Genomic DNA, 15,879 nt, shown 5'->3' on the forward strand with positions numbered 1-15,879 from the left:
AAATGGCACTAAGCATATTAATTTTGTCTATATTTACGATTATCAAATATGTTCATAAATATTAATGTAAAGAATACCATGAGGGCATATTGCAAACTAAAAGCAATAGCAGAAATATAAGGATGTGCGAAACTGTTTAAGTAGGTAAGAGTATCGCCTTTGCGCCATTCTTTATATGGTGGGAGAGGCTCATCATTAATAATAAACCAAGTCAGGTTCATTAGGCCTAAAGTAAAACAGAAAAATACAATGCCAAGCCAGCCATTGATAGACTGCTGGTTCTTATTTAATGTTGCATAATGCTGACGTATTTGTCTTACATATTTGGCTGGTAGTGGGTGTCTTAAATAATTAATAACAATAAGCCCAATCACGAAAAAATTACATATTGCAAAATAGTCATTTAGAAACTTATGTTGGCTTGAAATCGAAGAGTCAATTGTGGTCGGAAATAAGCCCTGAAATGAGAAATCAAAACTGACTATGACTAATGCGATTACAGTGGGTACAAGATAAAAATAATAAAATGGTGCTGTAACATCTAAATAATATAAAAAAGCTGATTTTTTTTTCATAGTTTTTGGTGATTTCGTTTAAGTTTTCCTAAAATTAACATAATACACGTTATACGAAATTCTCTATTTTATTTTATATAAATCATATTTTTATAGTCAAATAAAAAGCCTAACTTAGCTGAATCGGGCTTTTTTAATAATTTACCAAGTTTCACGCCTGTTATTTGAGCAAAGTTCCACGATTTTATTCAATTTTCATAAACATTATCCTATTTTTCATAATTCATTATTACATCTAATAGAACCGAAATTGGTACATAAAAAATAGGGGAGTTGGTAATCATAAAGAAAGAAAAATAACATTCTATATGTCGCAAATGACAAATAATGAATCGTCTAACAGAATTCAACCTTTAAAATTACAATCCTATTTTTTTTGGCAGAGTTGCTTTAAAAAGCTTGAATACTTCTACTTAATTTAATTTTTATTGAAGTAGGTCACATAAATATTAAAAAATATTTTCTTTATAAATCAAATATATTTGAGCATATTTATAAAACGCTGCACAATGAAATTAAAATATTTGGCATAAATCTAAGATTGAGATTTGTGCAGTTGTGCATTTCCGGGGGAAAAGATGTTCACGGCAGAATTGTTGGACGAAGCAAAAAAATTCATGCATCACATGCTGACCAAGGTGGTGGAATATGGCGGTTCAGATTTATTTATTACGGCTGATTTTCCACCGAGTATTAAACATCAAGGCTTAATGAAACCTTTTGGACAGCAGGAACTCACAGCTGAAAAAACCAAGCTGTTTGCCTACAGCCTGATGAATGATAAACAGCGTAAAGAATTTGAAACTGAACTTGAGTGCAATTTTGCCATCAATGTGCCGGGCGTTTCCCGTTTCCGGGTAAATGTGTTTGTGCAACAACTTAATGTCGGTATGGTAATTCGTACCATTACTGCAGAAATTCCAAATTTCCAGAAGCTGAAATTACCGGAATCGCTGAAACATGTGATTATGGAAAAACGTGGACTGGTACTGGTAGTCGGAGGAACGGGTTCAGGTAAATCAACTTCACTCGCAGCCATGATTGACTACCGAAATGAAAATTCAGCAGGGCATATCATTACCGTAGAAGATCCGGTTGAATATGTGCATAAACATAAAAAATCCATGATTACTCATCGTGAAGTCGGAGTGGACTGCCATTCTTGGCATAATGCACTGAAAAATACCTTGCGTCAGGCTCCGGATGTAATTCTGATCGGGGAAATTCGCGATACTGAAACTATGGAACATGCGATTGCTTTTGCGGAAACTGGCCATTTGTGTTTGGGAACTCTGCATTCCAATAATGCCAACCAGACTTTGGATCGGATTATCAACTTCTTCCCTGAAGAACGCCGGAATCAGTTATTGATGGATTTGTCTTCAAATATGAAGGCAATTATTTCACAGCGTCTGATTCGGACTCAAGATGGTAAAGGCCGTCGGGCAGCGATTGAAATCATGCTGAATACGCCTTTGATTTCCGACCTGATCCTGAAAGGCGAGTTTCATGAGCTGAAAGCCATTATGGCTAAATCCCGTGAACTGGGCATGCAGACTTTTGACCAAGCCTTATTTGATCTGTATAACCAAGGCGCCATTTCCTATGAAGAAGCTTTGCGTAATGCCGATTCTACCAATGAGTTACGCCTGCAGATCAAGCTGAAAAGTAACCGACAGGACAGTACTGCACCAGCTAGTGAAGCAACCCAATTCACCATGATGCAAGATCCAAAAGCGGATGAGAAAGAAGCAGAGAATACTTCGGTGTCAGAATAAACATTTACTCAAAAAATCACAGGCAGAATTTTCTGCCTGTTTTTATTTATCTTATTTATTATTCAATCCATAAAACTAGACGGTTTTACGTTGCACCACCAGCTTAAAATAAATAATACTGCTTAAGGTTAAAATACCGCATAGCATAAAAGCAAACTGATAACTGTAAGCTGCAATGATGGCACCAATCAGCAGTGAACCGATGGCAATCCCCAGATCATAAAAAGTATAAAAAGTTGAGGTTGCATAGCCAATTCGATGCTTGGGCGCACGTTGAATCGCCAAGGTTTGAATACACGGTTGCACACTGCCAAAGCCCACGCCAACCATGACTGCAGCCAGCATGAATCCCCATAAAGTCTGAATCTGGCTAAGTAAAAATAAACCCAAACTAAAAGCCACCAAGGCCGGATAAATCACATACTGCGGACCTTTACGATCATAAATTTTTCCGGTGATCGGCCGTAGGCTCATCATGGAAATGGTGAAAACCACAAAGAATAAACCCGCATAAGCCATTAAATCCTTGCTGGCTGCAAATGGCGCGATAAAGGACATAATGCTGGCATAAGAAAATGAAATTAGCATAGCCAGTACCGCGACAGGCAGCACTTTCTTTTCCACAAAATCATTCAGCTCAAGCGATGTTTTGTTGTTGGTATTTTCGATGATTTTTTCAGGCTCTTTGACCGGAATCAAAAAACAGAAGGCAAATCCAATAAAAACCAAGGTGATCAACAGCATGCTGACCTGAAAATAAGACCAGTGTTCAATCAGGCTCAAGCCTATAAATGGACCTAAAACAATCCCCAGATTAACCGACATGACAAAATAGCCCATGCCTTCGCCTTTACGTTGCTCCGGAATAAACTGGTTCACCACAAGCACACAAACTGTAGTCAAGATACTGAACCAGATGCCGTGTAAGAAACGGATGATAAACAGAATCGTGAGCTGATCTGCCAACAGATAAGTAAGTGAAAATAAGCTAAAGAACACTTCAGAAATAATCAGGGTTTTACGCACCCCGAATTTTTCGATAATTAAACCGCTAAAAGGTCGCACTGCAATGGCAGATACCATAAACAAGGTCATGGCCAGACCTGCCTGAGTCAGGTTGCCGCCTAATTCTTTTAAGATGTATATTGGCAAAATTGTGGTTTGTGCAAAATAGAAAATAAATAAAAATAGGTTGTTAGCCAAACAAAGCACAAATGACTTGGTCCATAGTGGCGCTGCAATGGCGTTCATGATTTTCCTAAAATGATATGCTGTAAGACGCTGGGCTCAGCATGGGAAATTATTGTTATAAATAAGCGCGAGCTATCTAGGAGCGAAGGAGATATGAGCAAGACTTTAAGAAAAATAAGTGAAAAATACAATGATATTTCATGATAAATGCATGAAATTTAATTTGAACTAGGAAATGTAACGCTTGATCTTTAATAAAAAAATCAGCCCGGAGGCTGATTTTTTTAAAGTTAAAATGGCTTAGAGGCCAGCTTCATATTCTGTATTGGAAAGCAGCTTTTCGACATCTGCCATATTGTCTGGCTTGATTTTATAGATCCAGCCTTTGCCGTATGGGTCATCATTAATAAAATCAGGATCATCTTCAAGATCAGGATTGATTTCAACCACTACACCAGACACCGGCGCATGAATATCAGAAGCTGTTTTTACTGATTCAACCACGCCAGCTTGTTCGCCTGCAGTGATATGTGAAGCAAGATCTGGTGCTTCGACATAAACCAAATCACCTAACGCATCCTGTGCATGGTCGGAAATACCGGTCACAACAAGATCACCCTCAATGCGCGCCCATTCATGTGTACTTGCGTACTTTAATTCTGCAGGATGATTCATTGATAACTCCTTAAAAATCTTAAGATCATTTTTGACATGTTTTATACATTCTTTTTAAGCAAAACAAAAGGCTTATACTCCCTTATAAATAAGGATCTTTGCGCCAGTTGCTCGGGCTGCGACCACTCCAGCGTTTAAACGCCCGACTAAAATTGGCGACATCACTATAACCCAGTTCATCGGCAATCTGTTCCAGGGTAAAATCTGTCCGGGATAATAACGAGGTGGCATGCCGGTAACGCACTTCATCGACCAGGGTAGAAAAGGAGGTGCCTTCGGCGGCGAGTTGACGTTTTAAGGTGCGGTCAGACATGTGCAAGCGATCCGCCACACTTTCAATACTGAGATAGTGTTGCTCAGCATGGGTCAATATATCCCGGACACGCATGGCAATCCGGTGCCGTTCACCCAAGGCAGAAAGTTCTGTTTCACACTGGTTAATTGCAATCTGGCTGGCAATTGGATCGGCATGTACCAGCTTGTTCATCAGATAGCTTTTATCAAAACTCAGAATTAAATGCGGCTGTTCAAAGCGGAACTGATGGGTAGGGAACTTCGCCATAAAGCGTTCGAAACCTTCAGGCTTCTTAAAATCGAAGTCGATTTCTCCCGTTGCATCGTTAATGCCTGTAATCGCTTTGGCCATACTGATCAGACCAATCATTAAAGCAATTGAAATTTCGGTGCGCAGAGGTTCAAGCTGAATATCGGTTTGCAACTGCACCGTGGCTTTGGCGTCAAAGGTTGAGAAAAATAATTGCAGGAAGGGTAAACGGAGTTGAATAAATCGGTTCGCCAGTACCAGCGCATCGGTAATATTATTCGCCGTCATAATGGCATAGCCAATAAAGCCATGAATCGAGATCCGCATCTGTGTGCCAAGATGATAACCTAAGGTCGGCTCTCCGGTCAGTTTCAGGGCATATTTGACCAGTTCATTGGCGACAGGAGTTGGAATACGAAAATCAGGATCTGCCAACTGTTCACTGGTCAGGCCAAAAGGTTGGAAAAGCGACTCATTGTTATAACCCCAGCGGGAAATGACATCGAGAAGCAAGAGACCGTAAACACCTGGAATTCCTTGGTCTTGGCGTGGAGCAATTGTTTTCATGCGCGATCCGTTGCACTCATTCAAATTTTTTTATTTATAAATAGATATTGGCATGAAGCCACCAAATTTTTCATTAAAATTGTTGGACAAAATTTTGGCGATTGTGATTCTGCCACTGGCAGATTAGCCTGAATTCAGCATTAAAATCAATTTAAACCACATAATTTTATTGATGAAATTAAAATTATTTTATTGAATAAGTCGCATCCCAGCATCTGTTTGCTCAGGACAGGACGATTGGTCTAGTTTTATTAATCATTGAACAGGACTTCTTCAGAGAGCTTTCAGAACTAGAGAGAGATGTCATTTCATAAGATACCAGATAGATGGCAACTTGCTGTTCATCTGTAGAGAAAATTTTACAAAGAAAGGTCTGGGCAAAGTTTTCCTTTTTCCAGACCTGTTTAATATTAAGGACGAGCAAATCATTAGAAGTTTTGAAATCTTCTAGAGATCATATTATTCATGATCTTTTGATGCTTTGACCTGTTGCTGAATCAGCATGCCACCAGTTTGACGCTGCCAAAGTTGGGCATAGATGCCATTTAATGCCACCAGTTCATCATGCGTGCCTTGCTCGGCGATTCGACCTTGATCCAGTACAATCAGACGATCCATCTGGGCAATGGTAGACAGGCGATGCGCAATTGCAATCACGGTTTTACCTTGCATCAAGTCGTCCAGACTGTTTTGAATTGCTGCTTCGACTTCAGAATCCAGCGCACTGGTCGCTTCATCCAGAATCAGAATTGGGGCATCTTTCAGGAACACACGAGCAATGGCAATCCGCTGACGCTGCCCCCCGGAAAGTTTCACGCCACGTTCACCGACATAGGCTTCATAGCCTTTTTTGCCACGCAAATCCGTCAGATTAGGAATAAATTCTTCTGCTTTGGCTTTACGCACAGCTTCAAACATTTCTTTATCAGTCGCATCTGGACGACCATATTTAATGTTTTCCGCGACAGTGCGATGTAGCAGTGAAGTATCTTGAGTCACTAATGCAATATTCTTGCGCAAACTGTCCTGAGTCACATCGTCAATATCCTGACCATCAATCAAGATACGACCCTGGTTAATATGATAAAAATGCAGCAACAGTTGAATCAGGGTAGATTTCCCTGCACCTGAACGGCCGACAATACCAATTTTTTCACCTGGGCGAATGGTCAGATTAAACTGATCAATCACGTTTTTATCATTATAGGCAAAGCTGACATTTTCGAATTTAATTTCACCGTGATTGAGCTGTAGCTCTTTGGCACCCGGTTTATCTTCAATGGCAATTTTGCGGCCTAAAGTTTTCATACCATCCTGAATGGTACCGACATTTTCAAACAGGGCAGAGGTCTGCCACATCATAAATTCGGCAATACTGTTCAGTTTCAGTACCATTGCTGTAGTTGCAGCAATAATGCCCAGCTCGGCCTGACCTTCCATCCACAACCAGATCGCGGTACCCAGTACGCCGCCATATAACACTACACTCAGCAGTAAAATACTGATTTCGTATTGAGCACCCAGACGCATCTGTTTATATACCGTTACCATAAATTCCTGCATTGAGGTCTTGGCATACTGACTTTCACGGCCGGCATGAGCAAACAGCTTCACGGTCTGAATATTGGTATAGGCATCCGTAATACGCCCGGTCATGACGGCACGGGCATCCGCTTGAGCATTGGAAATTTTGCTCAAACGTGGAATGAAATAACACGCTGCACAGATAAACAAAGCTAGCCAGACCATCAATGGAATGATCAGCAAGGGTGAAATTGCACCTAAGACAATATTAATCGTGATGAAATAAATCAGCACATACGCCAGCATGTCACCCAGAATGACCCAGAATTCGCGTACTGCCAGAGCCGTTTGCATGACTTTGGCAGATAATCGTCCGGCAAAATCATTGTGGAAAAAATCCAGGCTCTGTTTCATCAGCAGATTATGAAAGCGCCAGCGTAAACGCATCGGGAAATTGCTATACAAAATCTGATGCTTAATTAGGGATTGGGCGCTAGCGAAAAAAATATTGGCCAGAAGAACAATACTCAGTAAGGTTAAATTGCTAGCATGCTGTTCCAGAAAAGTATCGGGCTGGCTTTTACTGAGCCAGTTCACCAGCTCACCAATTTTTGAATACAGAAAAGCTTCGAAGCTGGCAGCACCGGCAGTACACAGTACCAGAATCAGCAAATAACGGCGGACTCCATAGGCTGCCTGCCAGACAAATGGAAAAAACTTGGTCGGTAAAGGTTGGTTCAGATTTTTGGTGGGATAGGGGTCAACCAGTCTTTCAAGCCATCGAAACATTATCGTACTCTTATCATGCATTTTGCTTTTCGGGAATTATAAAGGATTCTGTTTTTTTAAGCCCGTAATTGGGTGAAATTGCCACAAAATGATTCACTCAATTAAAACTTGGATTATAAAAATTAAACTAAAGCCAGATTTATGCCAGTCAGGTTTTAAATAGATGAGGAAATAAAAAAGCCTGAAATGCAGCAGCACCTCAGGCTTGAGATTGGATGACTTGTGTTTAAGTAATAATAGAAGACGGTTGAGTAAATGCTTCCTTTAAATCAAGACCTGAAGGCGCTTGATACACTTTTAAACCAAATTCCGGAATAATCGCCAGCAGATGATCCATGATATCAGACTGGATATTTTCATACTCCACCCAGGCGGTGGTATTGGTAAAGGCATAAATCTCTAGCGGTAAACCCTCACTGGTTGGCTGCAATTGGCGCACCATCAGGGAATGATTTTTACTAATGCCCGAATGCTGTTGCAGATAAAACTCTACATAAGCACGAAAGGTTCCTAAATTGGTAAGACGGCGCTGGTTATATTGCGAATGATGGCTCAGTTGCAGGTTAAATTGTTCCAGTTCCTCTGATTTGGTATTCAGGTATTGATCCAGCAAAATAAAATTTTTCAGCTTATTCTGTTCTTCAGCCGACATAAAATGTACGCTGCTTTGATCAATATGAATCGAGCGCTTGATCCGGCGCGCACCGGCTTCCTGCATACCACGCCAGTTTTTAAAGGTATCCGTCACCAGTTTATTGGTCGGAATCGTGGTCACTGTTTTATCAAAGTTCTGTACCGTAATGGTATGTAATGACATATCAATGACATCGCCATCCGCGTTCAGCGAGGGCATTTCGATCCAGTCGCCAATACGCACCATGTCATAGGATGAAATCTGAACCGACGCCACCAGCGACAAAATGGTATTTTGAAAGACCAGCATCAACACCGCGGCCATGGCACCGAAGCCAGCCAGCAAGGTAAAGACATCCTTTTTCAGGAAAGTGCCGAGAATCATCAGGCCACAGACAATAAAGATAATCAGCTTGACCAGCTGCAAATAACCTTTAATCGGTTTGTTACGTGACTTGGGATTACGCTGATAGACCAGGTTAAAAATATTCAGTAATTCACCAAGAGCTAAGGCAATCGTCAGGAAAATAAAAGCCTGTGCCCCCATTTGCACAAAGGACTCAACCTTGTCAGATAAATGCGGTACCGTGGTAATCCCGTTCATGATCACGACTGCGGGAACAATATTGGCAATCCGGCGAATCACGCTATGCTCAGCAAAAATCTGATTATTGGCAAAAGGCATTCTGGAAATCAGTTGACGTATTCCGCGTACCACAATCTGTTTGGCAAATAGATTGGCAAGAATCGCCAGTAAAATCACAATACTCAGTGAAGATAGCATTTCCAGCCATGGGTACTGATCTGCCCATTCTTGAATATTCCGAATAAAATTAAACTGTTCCAAACGATCTTTCTCTTTAATCAAAAAATTAGGTCAAGTTTATAGTTTTGGATCAGATTTTTTAATATTGGATAACTTTTTAAAACATATCTATTGGTGCAAATCATTCAATAAAAGTCCATACAAATAAAAAAACCGGCGAATTCGCCGGTTTCTAATCTTCGATATTTCAGTAATGATATCGCGATGCTTACCACATCAAATCATCAGGAATGACATAGGCTGCATATGGATCTTCTTCATCGGTGGTTTCTTCATTTTTCTCTGAATTATTCACAATGATAAAGCCCTGCATTTTCGCATTGATACGATCTGCCAGAGCTTTAGGCAAGAAAGCATAGCTGTCATTTTCACGTGCAATCACCAGACTGCCTGCCACCAGTGCATTATAGATCTGCTGGTTTAAATAGACCTTTTTGATTTTGCTGTCATCAATGAACTGATACACCGCATCGCCGTCAGTATCACGGATTTTGTGCTGATTAATCATTTGCATGATTGCGGCTTTCAGTTCTTTTTCCTGCAAAGCTGCTTTTTTCTCTAGCTCAATCGCCTGATCTTTGGCCATTTTTTGCTGTTTGTCTTGTTCAATCTTGGCCTTGATTTCAGCCTCGGTACCGTCACCGGTGCGTTTTTCATGCACAGCCTGTTTAGACAGTTTTTTGGCTTTTTTATTATCGACCAATCCTGCCTTTAACAATTGTGCCTGCAATGCATTTTTAACCATGAGAATGTCCAGATATTAGTCGTGTTGATGTCGATAACGTAAATAAATCACCCAATACGTGAGACTGAGAACCAGACTCAGCACTGCCGGGATCAGGAATGCATTTAATTTTAAATAAGGATATAGCCAGCTGGCAAGAATGCCACCGCTTAAAAAACCGAACAAAATAAGCAGATGCAGAACTACGCGTCGTGATTCTACCTCTAAACCGCGCAAACGGTAGCCCATCGCCAAGCCGAGGTCGGTGAGTACGCCAGATAAATGCGTGGTGCGAATAATGGCGCCTTTATAATGGCTGACCATGGCATTTTGCACGCCCATGGCGACACAGGCCCATAACAAGGCATAGCGCGGGAAATAGGGCAATAATAACCAGCAGATCAAAATAAAAATAGCCACCAGGCTTAAAGGGTAACCATAAAGCTGCCCCAGGCGAAAGTGACTATTTCCAAGAATCAGCCCGCTATAGGATGAACCAATGACATAGCAGAGTGTGACCAGAAAGAGATACAACATCTGTTCTGGTTGCCAGTTCAGCAGGGCCATGGCCAGCATGCTGACATTACCGGTCATATGTGAAACAGACTGGTGCAGTACCGTCACCAGCCCCAGGACGTTAATCATGCCGGCATTGACCGCAAGAAAAAACGCCCCTAACATTGACCGCAAGAAAAAACGCCCCTAATTGTACCCAGGTAGGTAAACGCTGTAATGGCATAACAACATCATTGGCTAAACATATTGATTAATCAATATAAAATCAATTTGATGCGCGGTCTACTGCTGCAGTAAATAAAACATCGGTCGATGAGTTTAGCGCGGTTTCAGTAGAATCCTGCAATACGCTGATCACCATACCAATGGCAACGACTTGCATGGCGATATCCGAAGAGATCCCGAACAGGCCGCATGCAACTGGGATCAGTAACAATGAACCGCCTGCAACACCAGAAGCGCCACATGCCGAGACGGTTGCCACCACAGAAAGAATGAGCATGGTGGTAAAGTCGACACTAATCCCCAAAGTATTCACAGTCGCCAATGACAAGACGGTAATGGTCACAGAAGCACCGGCCATGTTGATCGCAGCGCCTAAAGGAATTGCGATACTTGAAGTCGATTCCTTGACACCCAAACGTTTTGCCAAGTCCAGATTGACTGGAATATTGGCTGCCGAACTACGGGTAAAGAAAGCGGTAATGCCACTTTCGCGCAAACAGGTGAACACCAGTGGATACGGGTTGTTACGCGTCATTAAGGCAACCAGAAGCGGATTAATCACCAGTGCAACGAAAGCCATCGTTCCGAGCAACACAGCAAGTAAATGTGCATAACTGGTCAGCGTGTCTAGACCAGATTCAGCAAAAGTCACCGCAACCAGACCAAAAATACCCAAAGGTGCAAAGCTGATCACTAAACGAATCACATAATTCACTGCAAAGGCTGCATCATTTAAAAGCGTTTTGGTACTATCAGATGCATGACGGAAAGCAATACCCAAGGCCACTGCCCAAGCCAGAATACCAATAAAGTTTGCTTCAGCAATCGCAACGACCGGATTGGTAACAAAACTGAGCAGTAAATTCTTCAGGATTTCTACCAGACTGCCAGGTGGCTGTAAGTCAGCTTGTGCAGCGATATCCAGAAACAGCGTACTTGGAAATAAGATACTCGCAACCACGGCGCTCAGTGCAGCAAGGAACATACCCACTGCATACATGATCATAATCGGTTTGATGGGGGTGTTGGATTGACCCACCTTAAAATTCGCGATAGAAGCTAACACTAAAATGAAAACCAGAATCGGTGCAACAGACTTCAAGGCTTTAATAAACAGGTCGCCCAATAGGCTTAATGAGGGAGTAGCTTCGGGAAATACCACAGCCACACCCACACCTAAAATAATGGCGATGATGATTCGAGAGACTAAGCTCATGCGCATAAGGGCAGAAAACATAAGGTTGCCTTGTGAAAATTACGAGGGCTAAATTTGGGAAAAAGTTGCGCTATTTTATACTTAATTTAAACAAGGCTTAAAATATATTTTCATATAAAAACCAAGATATTGATATTATTGATGTATTCCAAAATTAATTGCTTTAAAACAGCGCTTATATTGAAGAAAAACTTCCTAAAATGATGAATAAATCAGCGCTTTTAAAATTGTATTCATGAAATAAATATCAAAGTTAAATAGATAAATTCAAATTATATTTGAAAATTTAAAAAAGTTGGAACTTATGACCGGTTGGAATTTCCGGCCATAAGTTCAAGTATCTGCTGTCTTAAATTGTATAATCTTTATGCTGCTCAAAGATCTCTGGCGCCAGATCCTGAATCGCCTGAAAATGGGTCAGATAAATGCGCCCGCTCAGATGCGTCATCAATTTAGAAGCTTGCAGCTTGTCCATGACCGGACCTTTGACTTCGGCAAAATGCAGGCGAATATCCAGTTTGGCCAGTTCCTTATTTAAATCTTCCAGCATTTCCAAGGCACTCAGATCAATCGCACTGATGCTGGAACAGTTGATAATCACATGTTGTAGCTGGTCATTCAGGCTGATCTCATTGATCAGATAACCTTTGAAGCTATTGGCATTCAGAAACGTCAGATTCTCATCAATCCGCAGTGACAGCACCCGATCGGAGGTACTGACCTGATGACGCTGAATATTGCGAAAATGCTGGGTTCCTTCGACCAGACCGACAACCGCAATATGCGGCCGGCTGATTCGCCATACCATCAGCACAAAGGTCGACACGATCCCAATAATCAAACCGGTGGAAATATCAATCAGGACCACGCCGAGAAAAGTAATCCACATGGCAAGGCCATCTGCCTTGGAATAGCGCCAGGCATCAAAAAATGGCTGAAAATTAACCAGCTTCCAGATGGAAACAATAATCGTCGCGGCCAGAATGGTCAGCGGCAGATCTTCAAAAAATCCGGTAAAGAACAGGCTCACGAAAATAATCAGAATCGAGGATAAAACACCGGCCATAGGTGATTTGGCACCGGCATCGGCATTCACCACCGTCCGCGACAGGCTGCCCGTCACAGGAAAAGCTGAACTCACGCCTGCACTGATATTGGCCAGACCGAGCGCAATCAGTTCCTGATTACTGTTTAAATGACTGCGTTGCTGTAAGGCTGTCGCTTGAGCAATCGATAGTGACTCCACAAAACTGATCATGGCGATCATGCTGGCACCCGGTAACAAGGTCATCACCAGTTCCCAGTTCCAGTGTGGAAAAGACAAGGGTGGAAAACCGGAAGGAATTGCACCGACCGTTTTAATGCCCTGAAGCTTTAAATCCAGAAAGACAATCGCCGCAATCCCCAGACACACCAGAATCAGCGGCACTGCACGTACCAGAAAATCTGTAGAACCGATCCGGCTTTGTGCCGCCTGAGATTTTAATAACTTGGGCAGATAGATCAGCAGACCGATAGAGAACAGGCCGAAAATCAGGCTCGGCACGTGCAGCAGCGGGAAATATTGCAGCAAACTGCTGACAAACTCCGGAAGGTTATTGGCTTTTAAAGGAAGATCGACCAAAAACTTTAACTGCCCAAACGCAATCAATAAGGCAGAGGCAATAATAAAGCTTTGAATCACGGGATGACTGATCAACTGGATCAGAAAACCAAAACGGAATAATCCCAAAAGCAGGGAAATAATCCCGACCATCAGTGCCAATAAGGTCGCAGCTTCGATATAGACCGGTGAGCCGACTTCAAAAAGTGGATTGAGCGTAGCAAAAGTCATCATGGAAATGATGGCTACCGGGCCAATCGATAAAGTCGAACTCCCACCGAGCAGGGCATAAATGATCATCGGCAGGATGCTCGCATATAAACCCATGATCGGCGGCAATCCTGCCAGCATGGCATAGGCCATCCCTTGAGGCACCAGCATTGCCACCACAATCAGGGCGGCTAGCACATCGGACTTAAATTTGACCGGCGTGTAGTGGCTTAACCATGCCCAGGCAGGCAGTCTATGCAGAAGTTTAGACTTGGAATTTTGCATAAAAAGGTCTAAATCACAAATATAGATATATTATGCACAAATTCTGCTAAGAAGTCTTAGCTGGTCTAGATTCTTGATGAATCATGTTTAAAATGAAACATCTGGGTCAGTCGTAGATCATTTAAAAAACTCTATGATCGTGATCTTAGTGGTGTAGAACGACCTCAATAAGAGTTTAAAGAAACTTATCTTGATGACTGAAAAAATAAAGATTCTTTATTTAGCTGGATTGCCACAATACAATTGATAAAGGGTATTTAAGACCACAATCAAATTTTGATCTTTAATTGAATAATAAATCTGTTTACCATCGCGTCGGGTATCTACTACATCACTTTTACGCAGCATCATGAGCTGCTGAGAAAGAGTGGGTTGTTTAATCTGGGTAATTTCCTCAATTTCTGAAACATTCAGTTCCGCTTGAGACAGATGACATAAAATAAGAAGACGGTCGGTATTGGCCAGAGATTTTAAAATGCCGACGACCTGTTCTGCTGAATCGCGCATAGTCGTGATTTCAAAATCGGTTTTCATTCAATATGTCCATTATAAAGTTACAGCCCGCTAATTATACGGGTCTTAGCCCGTAATACCTTGCTAAAAACAGTTAAGTTTTATGGTTTTTAATGAATTGAATTATCAATTAAAATTATATTTTAAATATTGATAGATAAGATAAATTTATTGCATAGTGTAGAAAGTATTTTAGTTCACATTCGTGCAATGAAGTGCAAGTTTCATCAAACATCTACAAAGCAAAAAAATGCTTGTATGATGTTTAAGCGACTTGAACCAATAACATTAGGGATATCATCATGAGTACAGATTCAGCTTTTCCAACACCGAATAATTTAGGTATAGCGGTTTATAGTAATAATGCAGACGCGATTGGAAATACACCGCTTGTTCGTATTAATCGTGTGATTTCCGGTCCAGCCACTGTACTTGCGAAAATTGAAAGCCGTAATCCGGCCTTTTCAGTCAAATGTCGTATTGGTGCAGCATTAATTAACGATGCAGAAAAATCTGGCAAGCTCAAACCCGGCATGCATATTGTCGAGCCAACCAGCGGCAATACCGGTATTGCATTGGCTTTTGTTGCGGCAGCCAAAGGTTATGACATTACTTTGACCATGCCTTCAAGTATGAGTATCGAACGCCGTAAGGTGGTGAAAGCATTGGGTGCCAATCTGGTTTTGACTGATCCGGCCAAAGGCATGAAGGGCGCGATTGAAGAAGCACAACGTCTAGTCAATGAAAATCCTGAACTATACTACCTGCCACAACAGTTTGAAAATCCGGCCAATCCTAAAATTCATGAAGAAACTACAGGCCCAGAAATCTGGGAAGCGACTGCGGGCAATGTCGATATTCTGGTCGCAGGTGTCGGAACGGGTGGAACTATTACCGGTATTTCACGTTACTTTGAAAAAGTAAAAAATAAGCCTTTATATTCAGTGGCGGTGGAACCCGCTGAGTCTGCGATTATTGGTCAGGCCAAACGCGGTGAAGACATTACACCTGGACCACACAAAATTCAGGGGATTGGTGCCAACTTCATTCCGGGCAATCTGGACCTAGACCTCGTTGATGAAGTGATTGCCATTAATAGCACAGATGCAGTCGAGTGGGCACGTAAAACGGCAGCTCAGGAAGGTATCCTGGTCGGCATTTCAAGTGGCGCGGCTATGGCAGCAGCGGCACAATTGGCGGCTCGCCCTGAAAATGCCGGTAAAAATATTGTGGTGATTTTGCCAGACGGTGGTGAACGCTATCTGTCTTCGATCTTATTTGAAGATATTTCTGCCGAATAACATTGATGCATTTTATATTTTAAATACTGCCATACAAGCCCGAAGTCATCTTCGGGCTTTTTATTGGGTGGTTTTAAATCGCAGCAGGACGCTGCATTATTTTTAAAATAGTCAGATGAAAGACTTGACCTTACCATGATGGGAATGTTTAAGCTATAAGCTCAACAGTGAGTTGAAGCATGGA

Annotated in this window: 12 protein-coding genes and 1 pseudogene; 2 read left to right on the plus strand and 11 right to left on the minus strand. The window is 41.8% G+C overall.

Annotated features, from left to right (window positions below; all coding sequences use genetic code 11):
• Window positions 1-17: 17 nt before the first annotated feature.
• Window positions 18-575, minus strand: coding sequence for a hypothetical protein (locus F891_RS18275; RefSeq protein ID WP_005262814.1), 558 nt, complete (start codon window positions 573-575; stop codon window positions 18-20).
• Between the two features lie 578 nt (window positions 576-1,153).
• On the opposite strand from F891_RS18275, the gene F891_RS06575 reads away from it, so the two are divergent.
• Window positions 1,154-2,353, plus strand: coding sequence for a PilT/PilU family type 4a pilus ATPase (locus F891_RS06575; RefSeq protein ID WP_005262816.1), 1,200 nt, complete (start codon window positions 1,154-1,156; stop codon window positions 2,351-2,353).
• A 75-nt stretch (window positions 2,354-2,428) separates the two neighbouring features.
• Here the strand turns inward: F891_RS06575 and F891_RS06580 are convergent, their stop codons facing one another.
• From F891_RS06580 to F891_RS06625, 10 genes and pseudogenes are all read right to left on the minus strand, one after another.
• Window positions 2,429-3,604: an MFS transporter gene (locus F891_RS06580; RefSeq protein WP_005262818.1), complete on the minus strand. Its 1,176-nt coding sequence runs from the start codon at window positions 3,602-3,604 to the stop codon at window positions 2,429-2,431.
• Between the two features lie 240 nt (window positions 3,605-3,844).
• Window positions 3,845-4,219, minus strand: a complete 375-nt coding sequence (gene gcvH / locus F891_RS06585) for a glycine cleavage system protein GcvH (protein ID WP_005262825.1) — start codon at window positions 4,217-4,219, stop codon at window positions 3,845-3,847.
• Between the two features lie 82 nt (window positions 4,220-4,301).
• Window positions 4,302-5,330 carry an AraC family transcriptional regulator gene (locus F891_RS06590; protein ID WP_005262827.1) on the minus strand — a complete coding sequence of 343 codons (1,029 nt, stop codon included), beginning with the start codon at window positions 5,328-5,330 and terminating at the stop codon, window positions 4,302-4,304.
• 459 nt (window positions 5,331-5,789) lie between these two features.
• Window positions 5,790-7,643, minus strand: a complete 1,854-nt coding sequence (locus F891_RS06595; RefSeq protein WP_005262829.1) for an ABC transporter ATP-binding protein — start codon at window positions 7,641-7,643, stop codon at window positions 5,790-5,792.
• Window positions 7,644-7,869: 226 nt separating this feature from the next.
• Window positions 7,870-9,123 carry a mechanosensitive ion channel family protein gene (locus F891_RS06600; protein ID WP_034436448.1) on the minus strand — a complete coding sequence of 418 codons (1,254 nt, stop codon included), beginning with the start codon at window positions 9,121-9,123 and terminating at the stop codon, window positions 7,870-7,872.
• 187 nt (window positions 9,124-9,310) lie between these two features.
• Window positions 9,311-9,847 (minus strand): DUF2058 domain-containing protein, encoded by a 537-nt coding sequence (locus F891_RS06605; RefSeq protein ID WP_005100165.1) that lies wholly within the window; start codon window positions 9,845-9,847, stop codon window positions 9,311-9,313.
• Between the two features lie 15 nt (window positions 9,848-9,862).
• Window positions 9,863-10,565 (minus strand): annotated as a pseudogene (locus F891_RS06610) (YoaK family protein).
• Window positions 10,566-10,607: 42 nt separating this feature from the next.
• Window positions 10,608-11,804, minus strand: coding sequence for a serine/threonine transporter SstT (sstT, locus tag F891_RS06615; protein ID WP_005262831.1), 1,197 nt, complete (start codon window positions 11,802-11,804; stop codon window positions 10,608-10,610).
• Between the two features lie 328 nt (window positions 11,805-12,132).
• Window positions 12,133-13,881, minus strand: coding sequence for a SulP family inorganic anion transporter (locus tag F891_RS06620; protein ID WP_005262832.1), 1,749 nt, complete (start codon window positions 13,879-13,881; stop codon window positions 12,133-12,135).
• A 216-nt stretch (window positions 13,882-14,097) separates the two neighbouring features.
• Entirely contained in the window at window positions 14,098-14,415 is a 318-nt protein-coding gene (locus F891_RS06625; RefSeq protein ID WP_005262833.1) for an ArsR/SmtB family transcription factor, read from the minus strand.
• A gap of 281 nt (window positions 14,416-14,696) precedes the next feature.
• Between F891_RS06625 and cysK the strand changes: the two genes are divergently transcribed.
• Window positions 14,697-15,695 (plus strand): cysteine synthase A, encoded by a 999-nt coding sequence (gene cysK / locus F891_RS06630; protein ID WP_005262834.1) that lies wholly within the window; start codon window positions 14,697-14,699, stop codon window positions 15,693-15,695.
• The last annotated feature ends 184 nt before the right edge of the window (window positions 15,696-15,879 follow it).

Source organism: Acinetobacter sp. CIP 101966 (assembly GCF_000369725.1).
In the GTDB taxonomy this organism is placed as follows: Bacteria; Pseudomonadota; Gammaproteobacteria; order Pseudomonadales; family Moraxellaceae; genus Acinetobacter; species Acinetobacter lwoffii_Q.